The sequence below is a fragment of the Vibrio sp. R10-SG3-ISO3 genome (assembly GCF_059834225.1).
Genome location: NZ_JCBDHE010000048.1, coordinates 86,478 through 109,036 on the forward strand (window position 1 = coordinate 86,478; position 22,559 = coordinate 109,036).

Annotated in this window: 22 protein-coding genes; 11 read left to right on the forward strand and 11 right to left on the reverse strand. The window is 48.4% G+C overall.

The genetic code is table 11. From position 1 onward, the window contains the following. Positions 1–7 precede the first annotated feature (7 nt). The 8 genes from AC6R1A_RS15235 (at position 8) to cobB (ending at position 8,299) form a co-directional block, all read left to right on the forward strand. Positions 8–649 (forward strand): TorD/DmsD family molecular chaperone, encoded by a 642-nt coding sequence (locus AC6R1A_RS15235; RefSeq protein WP_500633370.1) that lies wholly within the window; start codon positions 8–10, stop codon positions 647–649. Between the two features lie 80 nt (positions 650–729). Then, on the forward strand, positions 730–927 hold the full coding sequence (locus AC6R1A_RS15240; RefSeq protein WP_487901950.1) for a twin-arginine translocation signal domain-containing protein: 198 nt from the start codon (positions 730–732) through the stop codon (positions 925–927). Positions 928–938: 11 nt separating this feature from the next. After that, positions 939–3,794: a formate dehydrogenase subunit alpha gene (locus tag AC6R1A_RS15245; RefSeq protein ID WP_500633371.1), complete on the forward strand. Its 2,856-nt coding sequence runs from the start codon at positions 939–941 to the stop codon at positions 3,792–3,794. A gap of 11 nt (positions 3,795–3,805) precedes the next feature. Next, a complete protein-coding gene (gene fdh3B / locus AC6R1A_RS15250) occupies positions 3,806–4,414 on the forward strand; it encodes a formate dehydrogenase FDH3 subunit beta (RefSeq protein WP_334555341.1) in 609 nt (202 codons plus the stop codon). Positions 4,415–4,428: 14 nt separating this feature from the next. Next, on the forward strand, positions 4,429–5,448 hold the full coding sequence (locus AC6R1A_RS15255) for a formate dehydrogenase subunit gamma (RefSeq protein WP_500633372.1): 1,020 nt from the start codon (positions 4,429–4,431) through the stop codon (positions 5,446–5,448). Next, complete coding sequence (locus AC6R1A_RS15260; protein WP_500633373.1) at positions 5,432–5,848, forward strand: hypothetical protein; 417 nt, start codon at positions 5,432–5,434, stop codon at positions 5,846–5,848. Before AC6R1A_RS15255 ends, AC6R1A_RS15260 begins: the two co-directional genes overlap by 17 nt. 313 nt (positions 5,849–6,161) lie before the next feature. Next, entirely contained in the window at positions 6,162–7,382 is a 1,221-nt protein-coding gene (locus AC6R1A_RS15265) for an ammonium transporter (RefSeq protein ID WP_334555344.1), read from the forward strand. 179 nt (positions 7,383–7,561) lie between these two features. Then, on the forward strand, positions 7,562–8,299 hold the full coding sequence (gene cobB, locus AC6R1A_RS15270; protein ID WP_500633374.1) for a Sir2 family NAD+-dependent deacetylase: 738 nt from the start codon (positions 7,562–7,564) through the stop codon (positions 8,297–8,299). Positions 8,300–8,440: 141 nt separating this feature from the next. Here the strand turns inward: cobB and AC6R1A_RS15275 are convergent, their stop codons facing one another. The 5 genes from AC6R1A_RS15275 to potA form a co-directional block, all read right to left on the reverse strand. After that, complete coding sequence (locus AC6R1A_RS15275) at positions 8,441–9,478, reverse strand: extracellular solute-binding protein (protein ID WP_500633375.1); 1,038 nt, start codon at positions 9,476–9,478, stop codon at positions 8,441–8,443. A gap of 177 nt (positions 9,479–9,655) precedes the next feature. Next, positions 9,656–10,687, reverse strand: coding sequence for an extracellular solute-binding protein (locus tag AC6R1A_RS15280; RefSeq protein WP_500633376.1), 1,032 nt, complete (start codon positions 10,685–10,687; stop codon positions 9,656–9,658). 97 nt (positions 10,688–10,784) lie between these two features. Next, positions 10,785–11,552: a spermidine/putrescine ABC transporter permease PotC gene (gene potC / locus AC6R1A_RS15285; protein WP_500633377.1), complete on the reverse strand. Its 768-nt coding sequence runs from the start codon at positions 11,550–11,552 to the stop codon at positions 10,785–10,787. Next, positions 11,552–12,412, reverse strand: a complete 861-nt coding sequence (gene potB / locus AC6R1A_RS15290; protein WP_334555349.1) for a spermidine/putrescine ABC transporter permease PotB — start codon at positions 12,410–12,412, stop codon at positions 11,552–11,554. Before potB ends, potC begins: the two co-directional genes overlap by 1 nt. Beyond that, complete coding sequence (potA, locus tag AC6R1A_RS15295; protein WP_500631172.1) at positions 12,393–13,517, reverse strand: spermidine/putrescine ABC transporter ATP-binding protein PotA; 1,125 nt, start codon at positions 13,515–13,517, stop codon at positions 12,393–12,395. Before potA ends, potB begins: the two co-directional genes overlap by 20 nt. Before the next feature lie 435 nt (positions 13,518–13,952). On the opposite strand from potA, the gene AC6R1A_RS15300 reads away from it, so the two are divergent. The 3 genes from AC6R1A_RS15300 to AC6R1A_RS15310 are packed head-to-tail and all read left to right on the forward strand — an operon-like array spanning position 13,953 to position 16,233. Next, positions 13,953–14,756 carry a hypothetical protein gene (locus tag AC6R1A_RS15300; RefSeq protein WP_500633378.1) on the forward strand — a complete coding sequence of 268 codons (804 nt, stop codon included), beginning with the start codon at positions 13,953–13,955 and terminating at the stop codon, positions 14,754–14,756. After that, complete coding sequence (locus tag AC6R1A_RS15305) at positions 14,749–15,564, forward strand: glucosaminidase domain-containing protein (RefSeq protein ID WP_500633379.1); 816 nt, start codon at positions 14,749–14,751, stop codon at positions 15,562–15,564. Before AC6R1A_RS15300 ends, AC6R1A_RS15305 begins: the two co-directional genes overlap by 8 nt. A 9-nt stretch (positions 15,565–15,573) precedes the next feature. Beyond that, positions 15,574–16,233, forward strand: coding sequence for a DUF2987 domain-containing protein (locus AC6R1A_RS15310; RefSeq protein ID WP_500633380.1), 660 nt, complete (start codon positions 15,574–15,576; stop codon positions 16,231–16,233). Between the two features lie 75 nt (positions 16,234–16,308). On the opposite strand, the gene ttcA is transcribed toward AC6R1A_RS15310, so the two are convergent. From ttcA to AC6R1A_RS15340, 6 genes are all read right to left on the reverse strand, one after another. Continuing rightward, complete coding sequence (gene ttcA / locus AC6R1A_RS15315; RefSeq protein WP_500633381.1) at positions 16,309–17,241, reverse strand: tRNA 2-thiocytidine(32) synthetase TtcA; 933 nt, start codon at positions 17,239–17,241, stop codon at positions 16,309–16,311. A gap of 180 nt (positions 17,242–17,421) precedes the next feature. Beyond that, on the reverse strand, positions 17,422–18,369 hold the full coding sequence (uspE, locus tag AC6R1A_RS15320) for a universal stress protein UspE (RefSeq protein ID WP_500633382.1): 948 nt from the start codon (positions 18,367–18,369) through the stop codon (positions 17,422–17,424). Positions 18,370–18,499: 130 nt separating this feature from the next. Further along, the gene (gene fnr, locus AC6R1A_RS15325) at positions 18,500–19,249 is read right to left on the reverse strand and encodes a fumarate/nitrate reduction transcriptional regulator Fnr (RefSeq protein WP_334555354.1); all 750 of its coding nucleotides are present in this window, start codon (positions 19,247–19,249) and stop codon (positions 18,500–18,502) included. 88 nt (positions 19,250–19,337) lie between these two features. Continuing rightward, positions 19,338–20,012, reverse strand: a complete 675-nt coding sequence (locus AC6R1A_RS15330) for a sulfite exporter TauE/SafE family protein (protein WP_500633383.1) — start codon at positions 20,010–20,012, stop codon at positions 19,338–19,340. Continuing rightward, positions 20,009–20,176: a cbb3-type cytochrome oxidase assembly protein CcoS gene (gene ccoS, locus AC6R1A_RS15335; protein WP_334555356.1), complete on the reverse strand. Its 168-nt coding sequence runs from the start codon at positions 20,174–20,176 to the stop codon at positions 20,009–20,011. Before ccoS ends, AC6R1A_RS15330 begins: the two co-directional genes overlap by 4 nt. Further along, positions 20,177–22,549 (reverse strand): heavy metal translocating P-type ATPase, encoded by a 2,373-nt coding sequence (locus AC6R1A_RS15340; RefSeq protein ID WP_500633384.1) that lies wholly within the window; start codon positions 22,547–22,549, stop codon positions 20,177–20,179. Positions 22,550–22,559: the final 10 nt, after the last annotated feature.

Here is a 22,559-nt window from a genome sequence, read left to right on the forward strand (position 1 = left end):
ATTTCAAATGGAAACGACAATGGACCCTCATCCATCCCCGCGCGCAGAAGTGTATCTGTTGATTGCGACCTTGCTGCGCCAGTGCCCCAATGAGCCGATGTTGAACTTTTTGCGAGAGTTAGAGACCGAGTCTGCGAACAATGACATGGTCAAGGCGTGGCAATCACTCAACAGCGCAGCAAAGCACGTCGAGCCAAGCCAACTTGAAGATGAGTTCTTTGAGCTGTTTATCGGTATTGGCCGAGGCGAAGTGGTGCCGTTTGCCTCCTGGCACCTGACGGGCTCTTTGATGGAGAAACCGTTGGCAGAGCTGCGTCAGACGCTAGCCAGACTCGGATTCGAACGCGACAGCCATGTTAAAGAGCCCGAGGATCACCTCGCAGCATTGTGTGAAGTCATGGCGATGCTGGTTCCTCAAGATGAAGTGACTCAGCAACAGTTTTTTAACGACCACATTGCGCCTTGGTTTTATCTGTTTACCGAGCAACTGAATGAAGCAAAGCACGCCCAGTTCTATCGAAGTGTTGCTCAATTGATAAGCGCTTTTCTCACTGTCGAGCAGGTGCGTTTTACGCGCTCGCCAGATCATCACACCAGTACACGAATTGAAGTTAAAGATGCCACCGAGTATGGACCGAGTTCTCTATAGAGATTTGGTCTGAACTCAGGAATAAGAGAGGGCACGACAACAGAGTGACTCTCTCAATACCAATAAGGTAAGGAAGCAAAATGAAAAACAAAAGTGAAGTGGATAATGGACGCCGCGACCTGCTCAAAGGCGTGGCCAGTGCCGCCGTTGTTGGTGCGGTTGTCGCCGGAACCAGTCAAGCCGTAGAGGCAAAAGAGAGCAGCGTTACAGCCACCGAGCCAACCAAAGCTGGCTATCGTGAAACGCAGCATGTGCGCGATTACTACGACACGCTATAGGAGTGAAGACGATGAAACTAACCAAACGCTCCGATACGGTCAGCCAGCAAAATAATCCGCTGGGTATTTCGCGTCGCGCCTTTATGAAAAATAGCTCGCTCGCCGCAGGAGGTGCAGTGGCGGGTGCGTGTCTCTTCACCCCGGGAATGATGAAAAAAGCCGAAGCGAAAGCGGTTGATCCTGAGGCGAAAACCGAAGTAAAACGCACGATTTGTTCGCACTGCTCTGTGGGTTGCGGTATTTACGCCGAAGTGCAAAACGGCGTATGGACAGGGCAAGAGCCTGCGTTCGATCACCCGTTTAACGCAGGCGGTCACTGCGCAAAAGGGGCAGCGCTACGAGAGCACGGTCATGGTGAGCGCCGCTTAAAGTACCCAATGAAGCTTGAAAATGGCAAATGGAAGAAGTTGTCATGGGAGCAAGCGATCAACGAAATTGGTGATCAGTGCTTGTCTATTAGAGAGCAGTCGGGCCCAGATTCGGTTTATTTCCTTGGGAGCGCTAAGCACAATAACGAACAAGCTTATATGTTCCGTAAAATGGCGTCGTTGTGGGGAACCAACAACGTCGACCACCAAGCGCGTATTTGTCACTCAACGACGGTCGCCGGTGTCGCCAATACTTGGGGCTACGGCGCGATGACCAACTCCTTCAATGATATGCACAACTGTAAGTCGATGCTGTTTATCGGCTCTAACCCGGCGGAAGCGCATCCTGTGGCGATGCAGCATATCCTGATCGCTAAAGAGAAGAACAACTGTAAGATTGTTGTCGCGGATCCGCGTAGAACGCGCACTGCGGCGAAGTCGGATCACTACGTTTCTCTGCGACCGGGCTCGGACGTTGCTTTTATTTGGGGCATCTTATGGCACGTGTTCGCTAATCAGTGGGAAGATAAAGAGTTCATTCGTCAACGCGTGTTTGGTATGGACGAAATCCGTCAGGAAGTCGCCAAATGGACGCCAGCCGAAGTCGAACGTGTGACGGGCGTCAGTGAAGCGGATGTTTATCAGACGGCGAAATTGCTCTCTGAAAATCGACCTGGCTGCGTGGTTTGGTGTATGGGCGGAACTCAACACACCACAGGTAACAACAACACTCGTGCTTACTGTGTATTAGAGCTGGCACTGGGTAATATGGGTAAGTCGGGCGGCGGCGCTAACATTTTCCGCGGCCACGATAACGTGCAAGGTGCGACGGACCTTGGCGTTTTGTCGCACACTCTTCCTGGGTATTACGGTCTTGCTGATGGAGCATGGCAACATTGGGCGCGCGTATGGGATCTGGATTTTGACTGGGTGAAGAATCGCTTTGATCAAAACGAGTATCGCGGTCAGAAACCGATGAATAACATGGGTATCCCAGTATCACGCTGGATTGATGGTGTACTGGAAAACAAAGAGAACATCGAGCAAAACGACAACATTCGCGCCATGTTCTACTGGGGACACGCAGTCAACTCGCAAACCCGTGGCGTTGAGATGCGTCAGGCGATGAAAAAGCTCGACATGATGGTGATTGTCGATCCATACCCAACCGTCGCAGCCGTAATGAACGATCGCACCGATGGCGTCTATCTGCTGCCTGCCACAACGCAATTTGAGACCTATGGCAGCGTTACTGCGTCAAACCGCTCAATTCAGTGGCGCGATAAAGTGGTTGAGCCCTTGTTTGAATCCAAACCGGATCATGAAATCATCTATTTATTGAGTCAGAAACTGGGTATTGCCGATCAACTGTTTAAACACATTCGGGTCGAAAACAATCAGCCTGTGATTGAAGACATCACGCGTGAATTCAACAAAGGGATGTGGACCATTGGCTACACAGGACAAAGCCCTGAGCGATTGAAGGCGCACCAACAAAACTGGCACACCTTCCACAAAACCACATTGGAAGCAGAAGGCGGCCCGATCCACGGTGAAACCTACGGACTGCCTTGGCCATGTTGGGGAACGCCAGAGATGAAGCACCCAGGTACGCACATCCTGTACGATACCTCCAAGCCAGTAGCACAAGGTGGCGGTAACTTCCGCGCTCGTTACGGGGTTGAATTTGAGGGCAAAAACCTATTGGCAGAAGACAGCTATTCGAAAGGCTCTGAGATCCAAGATGGTTACCCTGAGTTCAGTGACAAGTTGCTTAAATCGCTCGGTTGGTGGGACGATCTCACGGAAGCTGAGAAAGCCGCCGCAGAGGGCAAAAACTGGAAAACCGATCTCTCTGGCGGCATTCAACGTGTGGCCATCGCCCACGGCTGTATTCCATTTGGTAATGCGAAAGCACGAGCGATTGTATGGACCTTCCCAGATCGCGTGCCGCTTCACCGTGAGCCACTTTATACACCTCGTCGTGATCTTGTTGCCGATTACCCAACTTGGGACGACAGTGAATCGATTTACCGATTACCGACGCTCTACAAATCCATTCAAGACCAAGATAAATCCGGTGAGTACCCGATTATTTTGACCTCCGGTCGCTTGGTCGAGTACGAAGGTGGCGGTGATGAAACGCGCTCAAACCCTTGGTTGGCAGAGCTGCAACAAGAGATGTTTGTTGAGGTGAACCCGAAAGATGCCAACGATCTCGGCTTTAAAGATGGCGATATGGTTTGGGTTGAAGGGGCTGAGAAAGGGCGAATCAATGTTAAAGCCATGGTAACGCGCCGAGTTCGCCCGGGTATGGCGTTCATTCCTTTCCACTTTGGCGGCAAATTCCAAGGCGAAGATCTGCGCAGTCGTTACCCTGAAGGCTCTGATCCTTATGTGATTGGTGAGTCTGCCAACATTGCCACGACATACGGTTATGACCCTGTGACGCAAATGCAGGAAACCAAAGTCACCCTCTGTAACATTCGCAAAGCGTAAGGAGTTACCCCATGGCTAGAATGAAATTCCTATGTGACACCAAACGCTGCATCGAATGTAACGGCTGTGTCACGGCATGTAAAAACGAAAACGATGACGCATTAGAGTGGGGCATACAGCGCCGCCGCGTTGTGACCCTCAATGATGGTGAACCGGGTGAAAACTCGATTTCGGTGGCGTGCATGCACTGTACCGATGCACCATGTATGGCAGTGTGTCCCGCCGATTGTTTTGAACACACTGAAGATGGCATCGTGCTGCACAACAAAGATCTCTGCATTGGTTGCGGCTACTGTTTGTTTGCTTGCCCATTTGGTGCACCGCAGTTTCCAAAACAGGAAGCGTTTGGTGAACGTGGCAAAATGGACAAATGCACCTTCTGTGCAGGCGGACCGGAAACAGAGCCAGGCTCGCCAGAAGAGCGTCAAAAGTACGGGGCTAACCGCATTGCGGAAGGTAAGTTGCCGATGTGTGCGTCATTGTGTTCAACCAAAGCACTGCTGGCGGGCGATGCAGAGAAAGTATCTGACATTTTCCGCCAACGTGTGGTTGAACGGGGAGCAAAAGGGGCTGGTTGGACCGATGGTCATGATCTCGCCTTTGATGCCACTAAGAGCTGAGCACGGAGAGTAGAATGAGTTCTATTTTTAAACGTGTTTGGGTCACCATGCTGTCAGTAATGGCGGCATGGTGGGCTGTATCTCTGCCCGTGCACGCGGAGCAAGAGACAAACGTGGCACAAAGTGAGATGACCCAATTAGCCGGCGCCGATTATTGGCGCCAAGTGCGCGAAGGCGAGGCGGGGTATACAACCTCGCAGTTTCCTGAGCATGGCGTTCTGATCAGTGCCCCAGGGCAAACCTGGTACATCCTCAAAGAAAAGTGGATGTCGCCCGCAGGCGCAGTAGCGATATTTGGCAGTATTGCGATGGTGACCTTGGTCTACTTAGTGATGGGGCCAATTAAGTTGAGTGCGCCGCGTACAGGCAGAAAGATCAAACGCTGGTCACGCCTAGACCGTGCACTGCACTGGAGTATGGCTTTTACCTTTTTGACATTGGCGTTTAGTGGCTTGATGTTGGTTTACGGCAAGCACTTTCTTAAGCCGTATATTCCAAGTGAGCTATGGGGCTGGGTGATCATCACCGCCAAGCAGTATCACAACTACATTGGCCCTATTTTTTACCTCTTGCTGCTGTGCATCCTCGTTAAGTGGTGGCGAAAGTCGGTGTTTAAAAAGGTGGATCTGGTTTGGTTCTTCAAGCTGGGTGGCATGGTGGGCAAACACAAAGGTAGCCATCCGTCCGCAGAGTTTTCAAATGCGGGGGAGAAAGCGCTGTTTTGGCTCTTGATCGTGGTGGGCACCGTGGTTGCGTTTAGCGGGTTGGTGTTGGATTTTCCAATATTCGGTCAAACTCGCCGCGATATGGAGCTTTCTAATCTCGTGCACGGCTTAGCGGCGCTGATTTTGATTTGTGGTTTTGTCTTCCACATTTATATCGGTCTGTTTGGTATGGAGGGCGCACTAGAGGGCATGGTCACGGGTGAAGTCGACGAAACTTGGGCGAAAGAGCACCATGATTTGTGGTACGAGGAAGTCATGGCAAAAACGCCCGAGGGCAACAAAGGAGATAAGCATGAACCAAACGCATAAAGGAATTTGGGTCGCCTATATCCTGAGTTGCTTCACTCCCATTACCTGTTTGATTTCAGGGGTGATCGCCATTGTGTACGCGGGTTATCGACTCGATAAAGGTGAAGATGGACAGGTGGTGGATTCACACTACTATGGATTGATCAGAACCTTTTTCCTTAATTTGACCTATTTTGTGGTCTTGATCATCACCGTCGCGACATCCAATGGCTTGCTTAAAGGGGGGAACGACTACTGGTATAAAAGCCAGTGGATAGATTCGATGGCTCATGCGATTCCATACATCGGTTTTGCTTTGGGCTTGGTGGCCATTGCAGTCTGGTTTGTGCGTATGGCACAGGGAATGCGATTGCTTCGCCAGAATCAACCGTTTCAATTCTCCAAAGGGCCCAACCTCTAACGGTAACGTGGCATTCACATATATTGATAGCGCTCCAATATGGGGCGCTTTATTGATTTGGTGGATGCATTAAATTGGTGCGTTATCACCAAGTTGGTGCTATTGGTTTAAATCTCTCTCACTTTTAGTCGCTCTCCCTTCAAGCTTTAGAATTATTATCCACATAAAATCAATGCCTTATTTTTACTCTGACATATTGCTCAATACTGGCACAGATATTGTTTACTGGCTTTCCTGATTCATTTTTCACTAATTTGGTGAATAGAAAACAACCGACGCACATAAAAAGCGCGCTACATGGAGACAGACAATAATGAGCCTAGATGTAAGTCAGGTACACGGAGCCGTTCAAACCCTGACACAGAGTTCAGATACCCTTTTTTTGCTGCTTGGTGCAATCATGGTGTTTTTAATGCACGCGGGCTTTGCTTTTCTCGAAGTAGGGACGGTGCGCCACAAAAACCAAGTCAATGCACTGGTCAAGATCCTCGCTGATTTCGGTATTTCAGCCCTCGCTTACTTTTTCTTTGGTTACTGGCTTGCCTATGGCGCGAACTTCTTTGCCGATGCGCAAACCCTATCGCAAGGCAATGGCTATGAACTGGTGAAGTTCTTCTTCCTTCTCACCTTTGCGGCGGCGATACCAGCGATTGTCTCAGGCGGTATTGCTGAGCGTGCACGATTCTATCCGGTACTGATTGCCACGTTTTTTACCGTCGGTCTGGTCTACCCAATCTTTGAGGGTATGATTTGGAACGGCAACTACGGCGTTCAAGCTTGGTTTGAAAATCAATTTGGTTATGGCTTCCATGACTTTGCAGGCTCTGTCGTTGTGCATGGCGTGGGCGGTTGGATAGCCTTGGTTGCCGTGCTGTTTCTAGGTATGCGTAACGGCCGTATTCGCGCAGGTAAGCACACCAACTTCGCGCCTTCAAATATCCCATTTTTGGCACTTGGGGCATGGATTCTATGTGTCGGCTGGTTTGGTTTTAACGTGATGTCTGCACAAACGCTGGAAGGCATCAGCGGCCTAGTGGCGATGAACTCACTGATGGCGATGGTCGGGGGTATTGTGGCGGCCTTAATTGCGGGTAAAAATGACCCAGGCTTTATTCACAATGGACCACTCGCCGGTTTGGTTGCGGTGTGTGCCGGTTCCGATCTGATGCATCCGATTGGCGCGCTTGTCACTGGTGCGGTGGCTGGCGCGTTGTTCGTATACCTCTTTACCTATCTACAAAACAAAACCAAGATCGATGATGTGCTCGGCGTATGGCCTCTGCACGGCGTTTGTGGCGCGTGGGGTGGTGTTGCGGCTGGAATCTTTGGCCAAACGGCACTCGGTGGCTTAGGCGGCGTGAGCTTGACGGTTCAAGTGCTTGGCACCATCGCTGGTATCGTGATTGCGGTCGTTGGCGCCATGCTTGTCTACGGCATCATCAATAGTGTGACCGGATTACGCTTGTCTGAGGAAGATGAGTTCAATGGCGCCGATTTGGCGATTCACAAGATCTCTTCGACCAACGAAGACTGATCAAAGCGCAGTATCCAACGCACTCGGGGCGCGATTAGGCGCCCCGTTTTTGATCATCCATCACAGAAACCACACCTCGTTTAAAACGCTTCGACTATGGTCTAATCCTTATTCCTATTGTTGTTATTGATGAAGTGCTAAGCTAACAGCAAAGGAAGAAAACCAATAAAGGAAGACCTATGAAGTTTCCGTACCGCAACGTCGTTATTTTGACTGGCGCAGGTATCTCCGCTGAATCTGGTATTAAGACCTTTCGCGCTCAAGATGGCCTTTGGGAAAACCACCGTATTGAAGATGTCGCAACGCCAGAAGGATTCGCGCGCAACCCAGACTTAGTGCAAGAGTTTTACAATCAACGTCGTCTCAAACTCCAAGATGATTCGATTAAACCTAACGCCGCCCATCTCGCATTAGGTAGGCTAGAGCAAGAGTTGGAAGGCAGTGTCACCATCATTACGCAAAATATCGATAACTTACATGAGCGCGGTGGCAGTACCAATGTCATTCATATGCATGGCGAGCTACTGAAAGCGCGTTGCAGCGTCTCCAATCAAGTAGTCGATGAACAGGGGCCGATTCACACCGGTGATTTATGTCACTGTTGTCAAATCCCGTCACAGATGCGCCCCCACGTTGTGTGGTTTGGCGAAATGCCGCTGCGCATGGGCGACATCTATGAAGCGTTGGAAAAGTCGGATCTGTTTATATCCATCGGCACTTCCGGTGTGGTGTATCCCGCCGCAGGATTTGTTCATGATGCAAGAATGCACGGTGCCCATTCGATTGAAATCAATCTTGAGCCCAGCGCTATCGAGAGTGAGTTTGAAGAAAAACGCTACGGTAAAGCAAGTATTGAGGTGCCGAAACTTGTGGATGAAATTTTGTCGCTACAGACACCATCACGCAAACATGCATAACTGGCGCGACAGGAGCTCAAACGACTCACTTTCAACGATTAAAGTGAGCAGTTAAATACAACAACGGCCACATTGCGTGGCCGTTTTACTTTGATACTCTTATCGACAATGGATTATCGATATGAGTGAGTCATTCGTGGACTAGTTGTTCACTTTGAGTTTTTGGAAGTACTTATCGTAAAGCACGCTGGCTTCACCCACCTCATCTTGCCATGTGCCGCTTTCCATCACCTCTTGTGGTGGGAAGATGCTTGGATCGTTGGCAAAATCTTCGGGCAGCAAGTCGTGCGCGGTGGCGACGGGGGTCGGGTAGCCGATTTCAACGGCAATTTTCGCTGCGTTCTCAGGACGCAGTAGGAAATCGATCATCTTGTGCGCGGCTTCGATGTTTTTCGCTTCTGCTGGAATAGCTAAGCTGTCCATCCAAAAAATGGCGCCTTTTTCTGGCCAAATGATGTCGATGGATGCGCCCTCTTGACGAGCCATGTAGGCAGACCCATTCCAGAGCATACCCAGCGAGACTTCACCGGCAAGGTAAGGGTTCGCGGGGAAGTCAGAGTTAAATACCAACACATTAGGCATCAGTTTTTTCAGCTCTTGATACGCCGCTTCAATTTCGTCAGGGTTGGTGGTGTTGGGTGAGTAACCGAGTTTGGTTAAGGCGATGTGGAATACCTCACGCGAATCGTCCATCAGCATGAGTTGGCCTTCCCACTTGGTATCCCAAAAGTCGTCCCACTTGGTGACGGTTGAGCGGTCTAGCATATCAGAGTTGATGCCAATCCCCGTCGCGCCCCAAATGTAGGGAATCGAGTAATTGTTGCTTGGGTCAAAAGGTTTGTTCAAGAAATTACTGTCGAGATCGGCAAAGTGCGACAACTGTGTTTTATCGATTTGTTGAAGCATGCCTTCCTTACGCATCTTCGACACAAAATAGGTAGACGGTACTACGAGGTCATAACCTGAGCCTTGAGTCTTTAACTTGGCGTACATACTTTCGTTAGACTCGTAGGTTGAGTAGATCACTTTGATCCCAGTTTCTTTTGTAAAGTCTTCAAGAACTTCAGACGGAATGTATTCCGACCAGTTGTAGAAATAGAGTTCTTGATCAGCAGCCATAGCAGGGGAAGCGATAAGTGTCGCTGCGCACAGGGCGCTTGCATAGAATTTACTTTTCATTGTATTTCCGTTTTTTGGTGCGCCATCAAGATCCATCGTTCCTGACGTATCTTATTGATAGTGCAGTGAGTAATAATATTTATCGACAATATAAACCATACGCGAAAAGTATATCAGCCAAACAAAAAAATAGGCAGCATCCGCTACCTATTTTGTTCTTTTTCGTCTGTTAAACGGTTATTGACCCGCTTTCAACTTCATAAAGTAGTCTTCGTACTTAACCGTCATGTCACCAACCGCATCTTGCCATTCTACTCGGTCAAGATCCTCTTGTGATGGGAAGAGCGGCGCCACATCTTTAAACTTGGCATTAGACTCTGCTACAGCGGTCAAATAACCGGTATCACGCGAGATTTGTTCAGCGATTTCAGGGCGTAGTAAGAAATCGATCATCTTATGCGCGGCTTCTACGTTTTTCGCTCCGGAAGAAATAGCAAAGTTGTCGACCCAACCAATGCCTCCTTCTTTTGGAAAGACCAGTTTAAGGTTGAGACCTTCGTTTTGCGCGGCGGCAGCACTGCCATTCCACAACATGCCGACACCAACTTCGCCCGATAAGTAAGGCGCTGCTGGGTTGTCTGAGTTAAATACTAAGACGTTTGGCATGAGCTTTTGCAGTTCAGCGTATGCTTGGTCGATTTGCTCTGGGTCAGTGGTATTGCCTGAGTAACCCAGTTTACGTAAAGCGATATGGAACACCTCACGCGTGTCATCCATCAACATGACTTGACCTTGCAAATCCGGGTTCCATAGGTCTGCCCAGCTGGTAAAGTCGTTGGTATCGTACATGTCTTCATTTACGGCCAGACCTGTGATCGCTACTACATGTGGAATCGAGTATTCGTTGTTTAGATCATAAGGTTTGTTGAGGTAGTTTTTGTCCAAGTTGGCAAAGTTTGACAGCTTGCTCTTATCAATTTTCTGCAACATACCTTCGTCACGCATTTTAGCGACGAAGTAGGTAGAAGGGACGACTAAATCGTAGCCTTGGTTGTGCGTTTTTAGCTTGGCATAGAGTGTTTCATTCGACTCATACGTCGAGTAAATCACTTTAATGCCGGTTTCACTGGTGAACTGCTCAAGCAAACTGCTGTTAATGTACGGCCCCCAGTTCATAAACACTAATTCTTTGTCTTCTGCACGCGTTTGCGCTGAAAAGAGAGAGAACATGCATGCACTTGCCGTAATTAAAGTTGCCCATTTTTTCATTGACGTTAGCTCCAAACCAAACGTACAGGCCAGCAACACTGGCCATTATCGATAAAAAACAGGACGGTGAGTGCCGTCCCGTACAAAGTCATGGGTATCAGTCCTTCTCGCGAGCAATCAGTTGCGAGAGGATAACCAGTGTCAACGACACCACCAACATGACGGTTGCAAGAGCATTCACCTCTGGTGAAATGCCCACCTTCACCATTGAATAGATCTTCAATGGTAGAATTTCATAAGTCGGCCCTGTGACAAAGGAACTGATGATCACATCGTCCAGTGATAGCGTGAAGCTCAGCAGCCAACCGGCAGCGACCGCTGGCTTCGCCAAGGGTAAGATGATTTTGCTTAAAATCGTCCACTCACTCGCGCCCAGATCTTTTGCTGCCTCAAGCATTTTTACATCAAACCCGTTTAAGCGGCTGTATACCGTCACAACCACAAAAGGCAGACAGAAGGTAATGTGGGCGATCAACAAAGTGAAAAAGCCCAGTTGGGCGCCTAGCACCAAGAATAGGGCAAGCAGCGAAATCGCCATCACGATATCCGGTGACATCATGACAACAAACAGCATGCCATTCACCGCGTTTTTGCCTTTGAAGTTATAGCGAAATAGCGCCACCGCAGTTAGGCTACCAATCACGGTGGCGGCAGTAGCGGAAAACACCGCCACGTTGATCGAGTGCCACGCAGCTTGCATTAGGCTGTCATTGTTGACCAAGGTTTCGTACCACTTGGTGGTAAAACCATCCCACTTCATGCCGAATTTATTGGCATTGAATGAGTTAACGATCAGCACGATGATAGGCAGGTACAAAAAGCCGTACACAACGCTCATAAAGCTAAATCTAACTGTTTTTCCCATCAGCTTAGCTCCACTTTCTTATTCAAGAGTTTTCCTGCCCGATAGTAGGCGTACAACATTACCGCCATCGCAATGGTCAATGCGATACTGGTTGCCGCGCCGAATGGCCAATCACGTGCATTGAGCACTTGGCTTTTGATCACGTTACCAATGAGCAAGTTCTTCGCACCACCGAGCAAATCGGAGATATAGAACATGCCGAGTGCAGGCAGCAGAACTAATAAGCAACCACCAATAATGCCCGGCATGGTCAATGGTAAGGTGACACGCGTGAAGATTTGCAGTTTGTTGGCACCGAGATCTTTCGCCGCCTCAATGTAGGTATCGTCTAATTTTTCAATCGCCGAATACAACGGCAGAATCATAAACGGCAGCAAGATGTAGACAAGGCCAATCATCACGGCGCTCTCGGTGTACATAATGCGTAGTGGCTTATCGATAAGTTCTAGTGCCATCAATGATTTGTTTAAAATACCCTGAGTACCTAAGACAATTTTTAGCCCATAAGTACGAATCAGCGAGTTGGTCCAAAAAGGAACGATGACCAAAAACAGCATGATAGGGCGCCACTTGGCCGGCATCTTTGCCACGATGTAGGCAAAAGGGTAGCCAATCACCAAGCAGATCAAGGTGGCGACGATCGCCATATAAAACGAATGCCACAGCACTTTGGCGTACAATGGGTCGAATAAGCGCGCGTAGTTGTCTAAAGTAAAGGTCAGATCGATGAGATTCGCTTCGTCACGCGTAAGGAAACTCGTACCAATGATCATCAGGTTGGGTAACAGCACAAATAGTGTTAACCAGCCGACAATCAGTGTGATGATCGCATTTTGAAGATTAAACTTCGACGCTTTCATTGAGCACCACCTCCCAGCTCTCCACCCAAGTGATGGCAACTTTTTGACCGAGAGAGTGATCAACATCCGGGTCATCTTCATTGAAGAATTCACTCACCATGACGCGCATACCTGATTCAAGTTCTATCACGGAGTCGAGCGTCATCCCTTTATAGGTACGCTCAGTGACATGACCAACGATGCCACGCTGCTCGGACTCTTTGATCTCTTCGATACGTAAGTCTTCAGGGCGTAGCATCACTTGTAGCTTGTCGCCGGCTTGAGCTTCACCTTCGAAGTAAACAACGCTATCGACGCCTTCAATTTCGGCGCGCACACGTTTGTCGTCCAAACGCTCGATCATGGTGGCATGAAAGACGTTAATTTCACCGATAAAACGCGCAACGAATAGGTTCTTCGGCTCTTCGTAAATCTCACGTGGGGAGCCATCTTGCTCGATGACGCCATCGCGCATCACGATAATGCGGTCCGACATCGATAGCGCTTCCTCTTGGTCGTGGGTGACGAAGATGAAGGTGATGCCCAGTTTGCGCTGAAGCTGCTTAAGCTCAATTTGCATCTGCTTGCGCAGTTTGTAGTCCAACGCTGACAACGATTCGTCTAACAGCAATACCTTGGGTTTGTTGACCACCGCGCGTGCAATGGCTATGCGCTGCTGCTGGCCTCCGGAAAGCTGGTGAGGCTTGCGTTGCGCCATCTCTTCAAGGCGCACCATGCGCAGCGCTTCAAGGACTCGGGGTTCAATATCTTGGCTCGGCACTTTTTGCATACGCAAACCAAACGCGACGTTCTCAAACACCGTCATGTGCGGGAAGAGGGCATAACTCTGGAAAACAGTATTGACGTGTCGCTGCTCAGCAGGAACATGAGTCACAGTTTGACCATCAAGAATGATGTCACCGTTATCTGCAGACTCGAAGCCCGCAATCATACGTAATACGGTTGTTTTACCACAGCCTGAAGGGCCTAAAATGGTCAAAAACTCACCGTGATTTACATCGAGATTTAGGTGACCGATGATTTCTTTACCATCGAAGCTTTTACTGATGCCGGCTAAGCGTATAACCGGTTGTTCTGCTGTATTTTTGCTGTTCAACGTCTGTATTTCTCCTACTTAAACAGAACCATAGCGTTGTACCTAGCCATCACTATGGGTATTGATTCATTTCCCTAATGAGAAAGCGCATAAAATAACGTGAAGTTAGAGGCGCGAATCATAATCACCAAAATCGTGAAATCAAAGCAATTTATCAGCCTCCAAGTGAAAAAATTTTTATGAAGTCTGACCTGTATGTTTGTTAACGAAACTAGCCCACGTTATCTAACGTGGGTGGACGAGACTACGACCCGTGATTTGTTCAACCTGTTGCCCACTTTAAAACACAGAAAGTTCAAATATCAATCAAATCGTTGATAAAACTGGCAACAATGACGGTTCTGATTTTAGAGTGCGAGATGTTTCAGTATAATGATGTTAATTTTTTCTCTAAAAGTGAGTGTGCCAGCGTAACATGGCAGGCAGACCAGTGATGGAATTCCAATGAAGAGTGAGTTTGAAAAAGACTTCAACCTTGGCGGCAGTATCGAGCGCGCCTTATCCGGAAATTACGAGCTGAAGGTGGTGGATGTGCTCAAAGAAGCGGGCCAGCACACCATGAAACATTTCATCTCTTTCTCTCCGGCGGTCATCGCCTTGATTGCGTTGCAACTGGCGATTTTTTATATCGCTCTAAAATTGCAACTGGGTAATCCTTCTATCATCTTCGATGCGATTTTAGGTACCGCAGAGTTCGACCCCAGTATTTTCAGTGCGATTATGGTCGCCAACTTTAGTTACGAAGTGATCAGTGCACCGATTTATGCCGGGATCAGCTTAATGGCGATGAGTCACGCGGCTGGACTCTCAACCAAGCCCCGCCACATGCTCAAAGGGCTACAACATACCATTCCAGTTATTATGGCGACACTGTTTAGCCTGCTCCTTCAAGGCGTGGCCGGAATGATTCTGCCCTTTGTTTCTATGTATTTGTCGCTGGCGTTTAGCAACTCTATGCTCCTTATCTGTGAGAAGCGTGTACCGCCCATGCAATCGCTGCTGTTGTCGCTGCGCGCCGTTAATAAGAAGTTTTTCCCACTAGTGGGTTTGTATTCCGTCGTAACGGTGCTGTTTATCGTCGGTGTGATGTTCTACGGAATCGGCCTCATTTTAGTGCTGCCGTTTTTCTTCCACGTCAAAGGCATCGTGTACCGCAATATGTTTGGTATTAAGTTAAAAATTGTCGCCAAAGAACAACCTACAGATGAGAATGATGATGACAACGACCCACAAATTTTCAATGCGTAAGACGGAACTACTTGTTTTAGTGATCGCAGCTCTGGTTGCCAGTTGCAGTTACTACCAGTACGAGAAACAGGATCAAGAAGAGGCGGTGAGCGTTTCCTATTCTCAAGCGAAGAAAGTCGGTAAAGCGCCAGATTTTACTCGCTTTGATGATGTCTCCGAGAAAAAACAGGCGTTCTTCGACTACCTACGCCCGGGTATCGAGTTGGAAAACCAGAGAGTCAAAAAAGAGCGTTCGCGTTTAGACATCATTCAACGTCGTTTTCAAAAAGGCCAGTTAACAGCCAAAGATCGTCAATACGCCTCTGAGTTGGGTGAACGATACAACGTTCAGCTTCCAGAAGGCGGCATTGATCAAGCTTGGCTTGAGACTATGTTGCATCGGGTCGATGTATTGCCGGAATCTCTGGTGTTGGTTCAAGCTGCCAATGAGTCTGCGTGGGGAACGTCGCGTTTCGCTCGCAAGGCAAACAACTACTTTGGTCAATGGTGTTACTCCGAAGGGTGCGGTGTGGTACCACTGAAGCGGGGCGATGATATGAGCCATGAAGTCGCCAAGTTTAAATCGGTCCAGCAGTCCATCCATGGCTATTTTATGAATGTGAATCGTAATCACGCGTATGAAGACTTGCGTGAGATCCGTTACCAACGACATGTAAAAGATAAAAGTCTCACCGACACTGAAGCGGCTATCGCTTTAACTAATGGCTTGCTGCGCTATTCTGAGCGCGGTGAGGACTATGTCCAAGACATCAAGACGATGATCATGCACAATCAGGACTTCTGGGAAGATAACCTGACAAAACAATAAGTAAAGATAATGACTCGATTAAAGTTAGCCCTAGGACTTGGGTTTGCAGCGGCGATGGCGTGCACGCCCGTCACAGCGCAAGAATACATGTTTACCTACACCAAGCTTTACACGCACATGAAGCAAAACGCCAAAGAGGGGCATGAAGACATTAAAATCGGCTTCTTTTTTCTCAATGCCGATACAAAGCGCAATTGCGTGATTGAGAAAGCCTGGATGGAAAAAGAGCAGCACTACGAAGAGCTCAAATCTTCTCAGTACCATGAACTTTTGGTGCCACTCGATAACAATCTGCGCTCTGCGAATCCATTAGTCTTCGTGCGCACCCCGCAAGATCAGCGCTGTGATTTCTCTATGGTCGTCATGACCAAACAGCCCATGGAAGGAGAGGTCTCTTACCAAGAGGTTGAGGTACTCCTTCCTCAAATGCATGCCATGCTTGTCGATCTCGGAGGGATGTTCGCTAGCTGGTTCACGCCAGATGTCGAAGGTGTCACGTTGGAGTTTCCCAACGATCTCAATGGTGTGATTCAGTTCTCCAATGGCTCAGAGAAAGCGATTGTGGCTGGCAAAGTGCAAGTGGCGTTAAGTGAGATTGGTGAGGGGGGTAAGATAACTCTTCCGACCCAAACTGCGCGAGTGTTGCCATACTTACCCAAGGCAAAATAGCCATCTGCTCGTCTTTACCTAAACGTAATAAGGGCCGCATCTGCGGCCCTTATTCTTTATGACGACTAAACCTGACTACAAGTTGGTCACATTGAGCTGAAGGCTAGGATCGAACTCTTGTACACGATCGTCTTCATCAAGCTCTGGAGTCGGGATCTGTTCTTTATCAAAACCAATATCACCACCATTGATGACACCAGAGTCTTTATCAACGGATTTAAAATCGAACAGTTCAAAGTCAGCCAAGTGGCTAGGTACCACATTTTGCATAGCGCGGAACATGCTTTCGATTCGACCAGGGAAGCGTTTGTCCCACTCATTAAGCATCTGTTTAATGTTCTGGCGCTGCAAGTTTGGTTGTGAACCACACAAGTTACACGGAATAATTGGATAGCCGCGCAAATCTGCATACTTGATGATGTCTTTTTCACGGCAGTACGCCAGGGGACGAATCACCACGTGCTCACCGTTATCCGACACCAATTTAGGTGGCATGCCTTTCATTTTTCCGCCGTGGAACATATTCAAAAAGAGTGTTTCGAGAATGTCATCACGGTGGTGGCCAAGGGCAATCTTGGTTGCGCCCAACTCTTTTGCAGTGCGATACAAGATACCACGACGCAAACGTGAACAGAGTGAACAGGTCGTCTTGCCTTCAGGGATCTTATCTTGAACGATAGAGTACGTATCCTCTTCGACAATTTTGTATTCGACACCAAGTGACTCTAAATACTCTGGCAGGATGTGTGCAGGGAAGCCAGGCTGTTTTTGATCAAGGTTGACCGCAATCAATTGGAAATTGATTGGCGCACTCTTTTGTAAACTCATCAAAATATCAAGCATAGTAAAGCTGTCTTTGCCGCCGGATAAGCAAACCATAATGCGATCACCGTCTTCAATCATATTGAAGTCTTGGATGGCTTGGCCGGTGTTGCGGCGGATACGCTTTTGCAGCTTATTAAAGTTGTATTGTTGAGCTTTAGTTAGCTCTTGAGTTTGCTCAGTCATCAGCTTGCAGTCTTAATCAATCATGAATCCAAATGAAGTGCGTATGATACGGATAAATCACTGAGATGCCAGCGTTAGCGCAGAAAATAATTTACCGGCTTGAGGTCCAAACCGCGGTCTTTTGAGAGGAAAGAAAATAGCCTCACCAAAGGGTGAGGCTATTGAAGGAGAACAAGTCCATTAGATTGCTGTTTTAGGATCGAGTGGGCTGATATAACCAGCGGGTTTCAGTGCGAGTACATCGCAATTGATCTTATCAATCACATGTTCAGCGGTATTCCCGATAAACACCGCTGAGAGTCCGGTGCGTCCAGTGGTACCGATAATCACCATAGCGGCATTCTCTTTGATAGCGGCGTCTGGGATAACGTCCTCTGGCAAACCTTGCTCTACAATGGTTTGCTCTTCATCAAAACCATGTTTTTGTCTCAGTGCTTTCATCGCTGTTAAGTGGTGGCCGCGAACAGCATCGGTATAGGTGGTCGGGTCAAACTCTGGTAACTCAATAGTAATGTTGGCCGGTGTGACTGGATAAGCGTTAACAAGCAGCGGACGTGCGCCTAATCGCTCAGACAAACTCTTTAGCTGCTCAACCATTTCATCGTTTAACCCAATGTGTGTGTCATTTTCTGAACCCACGTGCACGGAGGCGAGAATACTTGCGTCCTCTGACCACGTTTCGTTTTTAACCAGCAACACAGGAGAAGGGCATTTACGCAGCAAATGCCAATCGGTTGGGGTGAAAATCACCGATTCTAAGACGTCATGCTTGCGTGTACCTTTAATAACGATGTCGTGTTCACCAGAAAAGACTTCGGCTATAATCGCTTCATATGGACGGTTGTGCCACACCACTTTGACTTCAAACTCCACGTTGTCATTCAAATAGGGCTGTGCGACTTTTTGCATCCATTGCTCGCGTTGACCGATCACACCTCGGCGCATTGCATCTCTTTCATCAGAAGAGAGCATTGAGGTCATGTCATAAGAGAAGTCATAGATAGAGAGAAAGAACGTCACTCGACTCGGTGAACGGCTCTGCGCGGCAAGCTGCATCGCTCTGGAAAGGGCGGGTTGTTCTTCTTTATTGATATCGGCAACCACTAAAATCTTATTGTAAATGCTCATAATTACTCCTTGGAGTAGAGTTGGGCTATAAGATTAATGTAGCTTACTTTTGAGGAGAGTATTAGGAAAACAATGCGGAAAGTAGAAGAAGTATGATGTAGCTCAGAATAGAGCTACATCATTGAACTGATTACGATTCTTTTGAAACGCCCGCCAGATCCATCAGCGCATCGTGGTCGATGATGGTGATGTATTTCCCTTTCACGCTGAGAATTTCAGACTTTTGGAAACGGCCTAGCAAACGCGAGATTGTCTCTACCGTCAATCCGAGATAGTTACCAATATCACCACGAGTCATGGTTAAACGGAACTCACGAGGGCTAAAGCCGCGCTGCGAAAAACGAGTTGAAAGGTTGTATAGGAAAGCAGCGAGACGCTCTTCTGCGTTCTTCTTTGAGAGCAGGAGAATCATGTCTTGGTCGCCTTTGATTTCATTACTCATCAGGCGCATGATTTGCTGACGCAACTTAGGCATTTTACCTGAAAGGTCGTCCAAGATTTCGTAAGGGATCTCACACACCATCGACGTCTCAAGCGCTTGAGCGAAACTTGGGTGACAATCACCAGTAATCGCATCAAAGCCTACAAGGTCACCGGCGAGGTGAAAGGCTGTAATTTGTTCATCGCCTTGCTCGGTAATGGTGTAGCTCTTAATGGTTCCTGAACGAATTGCGTAAAGAGATTTAAGCTCATCACCCGCTTTAAATAGCTCTTGGCCTTTCTGGATAGGCTTCTTTCGTTCGATAATTTGGTCAAGCTGGTCAAGTTCGGACTCGTTCAAAGTGAACGGAATACAAAGCTGACTGATACTACAGTCCTGACAGTGAATCGCACAACCACCGGACTGAATTCGCTTTGTTGCAGGCTTTTCAGAAATCATAACAACCTTTCACTATTTGATATACATCAATATTTTAGCACCCATTAGCGGCAAAAGGTAGCGGAAAAAAATGTATAAAAACAGGTATCTATAAACTAATTAATAAAATCGATATTGCATCATATCCGGTAAAAATGCCGTAGATTAACAGCATAAACGCAACAATTTGACGAAATACTGAAGAATTTTGAATCCGCTTACGCGCCTCAGCCCCCATGCCAACCGCCAGCATTGCGGGTAGGGTTCCCAGCCCAAACATCAACATGACTAAGGCGCCGTTTAGCGCGCTGCCAGACACGGCAGACCACGTCAATGTGGAGTAGACAAGTCCGCAGGGTAGCCATCCCCAGACCATGCCAAACGGAAGGGCGTGCAAGGGGGATTGTAAAGGCAGTAGGGATTTGCCCGCTGGAGCGATAAAACGCCAAATCTGCTGACCCAGCTTTTCAATATGCAGCAGTCCGTGCCACCATTTTCCGATGTAACACGCCAGCAAAATCATGAAAAGTGCCGCCAGCAAACGAAGCCATATCAAGACACTATTTATTTGGCTCAGTTTGCTCAACGACGCCACTGCGCCGCCGACGATGGCTCCAAGCAGTGCGTAACTGATTAATCGACCAAGATTGTAATAAACGGGCGTCCAGCGAGAGGGCGAGGTTTGCCCGATGGTGAGCATTGAGGCGATACCACCACACATCCCCATACAATGTCCGGCCCCGACAAGACCGATAACAAACGCGCCGAACCAATCAATCATCATGGCTCACGTTTCTTTTGCTCAGACTCATCTTCGTCAAACAGAATGTTGTGACCTTGACGCTCGAGATCTTCAAACTGCTCGCTTTTCACTGCCCACAGAAACACCGCTACGGCAACACAAACCAGTACGATGGCAATAGGGATTAAGATATACAAGCTTTCCATTTACTTACCCTGTTCTTTGAGCAAACGCAGAGAGTTCGATACTACAATAATTGAGCTTGCAGACATACCAACCACAGCAAAATAAGGCGCGACCAAGCCGGCAACAGCGAGTGGCAAAATCAATACGTTATAGCCCAGTGACCACGCGAGGTTTTCACGGATGATTTTTCGAGTTTGCAGCGCGAGTTTTCGTGCATCAAGGATTCGTTCCAAGTGATCACCAAGCAACACCATGTCCGCTGAGGCTTTGGCAACATCGGCACCACCACCCATGGCGACAGACAGATGGGCGCCGGCGAGAGTAGGGGCATCGTTAATGCCATCCCCGATCATCATGGTGACGTCATTCGCATCAACGTGGTTTAAGAATTCGAGCTTGTCTTGAGGCTTGGCTCCTGCGACTACATCCTCAATCCCAATTTGCTCGGCGACCAATGTCGCGTTGGTGTGGGAATCACCCGTTAGCAGCGTCACTTTGATGCCCGCTTGCTGAAACTGCTCAATAAACGGCTTGGCGTCCTTACGAATCGGGTCGTGATATTCAAAGGTGGCCACTAGCTCGTTATTCAGTGATAAGTAAATGCAGTTAGGTGAGGGACTCGCCCCTTCACCAATCACAAACGAGGCACTGCCTATTTTCGCAATCGCACCATCAATCGAACCGGTTACACCAGAACCAATTACGTTCTCGATGTCTTGAATCTCCAGGCTCTGAACCGCATAAGGCTTAAACGCACGGGCCAGAGGATGATTGGCGTGGGACTCCAATGCTGCGGCCATAGAGAGCGCTTCTTCACGAGTGATATCTCCATGGAGCGTCACGTGACAAATTTCAATGTCACCATGCGTTAAGGTCCCGGTTTTATCGATGATCAAATGGTTCACTTTACACAGCGTTTCGAACACGTGGCTTTTGCGCAGAAGTATGCCAAAATTGCCCATGCGAGATGTCGCGCAGGTCAACGCCGTTGGTGTCGCGAGAGAGAGGGCGCAAGGACAGGTCGCGACCAATACTGACAACATGATCCAGAATGCATCGTCTGGGTTTGCTTGGTGCCAAAAGAACCAGGTAACCGCAGCAATCACCAAAATAATCGCGACAAAATAGCGCGCAACGACGTCGGCTATCTCGGCGATTTTTGGTTTCGCAAGCTGCGCTTCATCTTGCAGGCGTACAATTTTCGAGATCATCGAGTCCGCTTTGCTGGATGTCACCTCAAGTTCAAACGCTTCCTCGCCGTTGAGGGTACCGGCGTACACATAATCCTCGACATTTTTCACGACAGGAACGGATTCGCCCGTTAACATCGACTCATCGATGTGGACTCGGCCTTTGATGATCTTGCCATCGGCAGGAATGTGCTCACCGGGTAACACGCGGATTTGATCACCAAGTTTTAGGCTTCTGACGGCAATTTGGTCACCTTGAACCGTGGTGGCCATTGCAGGTATTAATTTAAGCAGGTTTCCACTTGCAGCGGCGGCTTTGCGTCTTGCGCGCATTTCAAGAAAGCGGCCAACCAAAAGGAAAAACGCAAACATCGAAATGGATTCAAAGAAAACTTCACCTTGCTCTGTAATGGTCGCCACCAAACTGGCAAAGTAGGCAAAAATCATCGCCAAAGAGACGGGGACATCCATGCCGAGAGTTTTACTGCGTAAGCTACGCCATGCATTTAGGTAAAAGGGCAGCGCCGAGTAGAGCATAACCGGTGTGGCAAAAATAAGGCTTACCCAGCGAAAGTAGTGTTTAAACTCTGGTTCTAGATCGCCAAACACTTCAAGGTAGAGCGCCACTGCCAACATCATGACTTGCATGGTCGCAAGGCCAGCTATACCTAACCGATAGAGGTACTGCTTCATTTGCTGATGGTAAGCCGCTTCTTGCTGGTCAGCTTCAAATGGCGCAGCTTTGTAACCCAATTGGTGAATCGACGAGAGAAGATCGCTGAGTCGAGTTTTGCTTTTATCCCACGCGAGTATCGCACGATTGGTCGTGGTGTTGACACGAATAGACAAAACGCCAGATTGGGTCGAAACTTGTTTCTCAATCAGCCAAGCACAAGCCGCACAAGAGACACCATCGAGTGACAATGTCACCTCTGCATGTTCTTCATTGGTTCTGACAAACTCCGATTGAACCTCTTCGTTGTCATAGTGAATGAGTGCCTTGAGCTGCTCGGGAACCAGTTCGACTTTTTCTGCAGGCGCTGTTCGATATTGATAGTAGGACACGAGCCCGCTATCAATAATCGTTTGGGCGACGGTTTCACACCCTGGGCAACACATATCGCGAGATTCGCCGAGGATCTCCACCTTATAATCCGTGTTGTCTGGTACTTCTTCACCACAGTGGTAACACGTTTTACACATAGCTACGCTT

Bases quoted from the DNA above. Each gene is read 5' to 3' on its own strand.
- AC6R1A_RS15235 (WP_500633370.1), top strand. From the start codon at position 8: ATGGAAACGACAATGGACCCTCATCCATCCCCGCGCGCAGAAGTGTAT.
- AC6R1A_RS15240 (WP_487901950.1), top strand. From the start codon at position 730: ATGAAAAACAAAAGTGAAGTGGATAATGGACGCCGCGACCTGCTCAAA.
- AC6R1A_RS15245 (WP_500633371.1), top strand. From the start codon at position 939: ATGAAACTAACCAAACGCTCCGATACGGTCAGCCAGCAAAATAATCCG.
- fdh3B (WP_334555341.1), top strand. From the start codon at position 3,806: ATGGCTAGAATGAAATTCCTATGTGACACCAAACGCTGCATCGAATGT.
- AC6R1A_RS15255 (WP_500633372.1), top strand. From the start codon at position 4,429: ATGAGTTCTATTTTTAAACGTGTTTGGGTCACCATGCTGTCAGTAATG.
- AC6R1A_RS15260 (WP_500633373.1), top strand. From the start codon at position 5,432: ATGAACCAAACGCATAAAGGAATTTGGGTCGCCTATATCCTGAGTTGC.
- AC6R1A_RS15265 (WP_334555344.1), top strand. From the start codon at position 6,162: ATGAGCCTAGATGTAAGTCAGGTACACGGAGCCGTTCAAACCCTGACA.
- cobB (WP_500633374.1), top strand. From the start codon at position 7,562: ATGAAGTTTCCGTACCGCAACGTCGTTATTTTGACTGGCGCAGGTATC.
- AC6R1A_RS15275 (WP_500633375.1), bottom strand. From the start codon at position 9,478: ATGAAAAGTAAATTCTATGCAAGCGCCCTGTGCGCAGCGACACTTATC.
- AC6R1A_RS15280 (WP_500633376.1), bottom strand. From the start codon at position 10,687: ATGAAAAAATGGGCAACTTTAATTACGGCAAGTGCATGCATGTTCTCT.
- potC (WP_500633377.1), bottom strand. From the start codon at position 11,552: ATGGGAAAAACAGTTAGATTTAGCTTTATGAGCGTTGTGTACGGCTTT.
- potB (WP_334555349.1), bottom strand. From the start codon at position 12,412: ATGAAAGCGTCGAAGTTTAATCTTCAAAATGCGATCATCACACTGATT.
- AC6R1A_RS15300 (WP_500633378.1), top strand. From the start codon at position 13,953: ATGAAGAGTGAGTTTGAAAAAGACTTCAACCTTGGCGGCAGTATCGAG.
- AC6R1A_RS15305 (WP_500633379.1), top strand. From the start codon at position 14,749: ATGCGTAAGACGGAACTACTTGTTTTAGTGATCGCAGCTCTGGTTGCC.
- AC6R1A_RS15310 (WP_500633380.1), top strand. From the start codon at position 15,574: ATGACTCGATTAAAGTTAGCCCTAGGACTTGGGTTTGCAGCGGCGATG.
- ttcA (WP_500633381.1), bottom strand. From the start codon at position 17,241: ATGACTGAGCAAACTCAAGAGCTAACTAAAGCTCAACAATACAACTTT.
- uspE (WP_500633382.1), bottom strand. From the start codon at position 18,369: ATGAGCATTTACAATAAGATTTTAGTGGTTGCCGATATCAATAAAGAA.
- fnr (WP_334555354.1), bottom strand. From the start codon at position 19,249: ATGATTTCTGAAAAGCCTGCAACAAAGCGAATTCAGTCCGGTGGTTGT.
- AC6R1A_RS15330 (WP_500633383.1), bottom strand. From the start codon at position 20,012: ATGATGATTGATTGGTTCGGCGCGTTTGTTATCGGTCTTGTCGGGGCC.
- ccoS (WP_334555356.1), bottom strand. From the start codon at position 20,176: ATGGAAAGCTTGTATATCTTAATCCCTATTGCCATCGTACTGGTTTGT.
- AC6R1A_RS15340 (WP_500633384.1), bottom strand. From the start codon at position 22,549: ATGTGTAAAACGTGTTACCACTGTGGTGAAGAAGTACCAGACAACACG.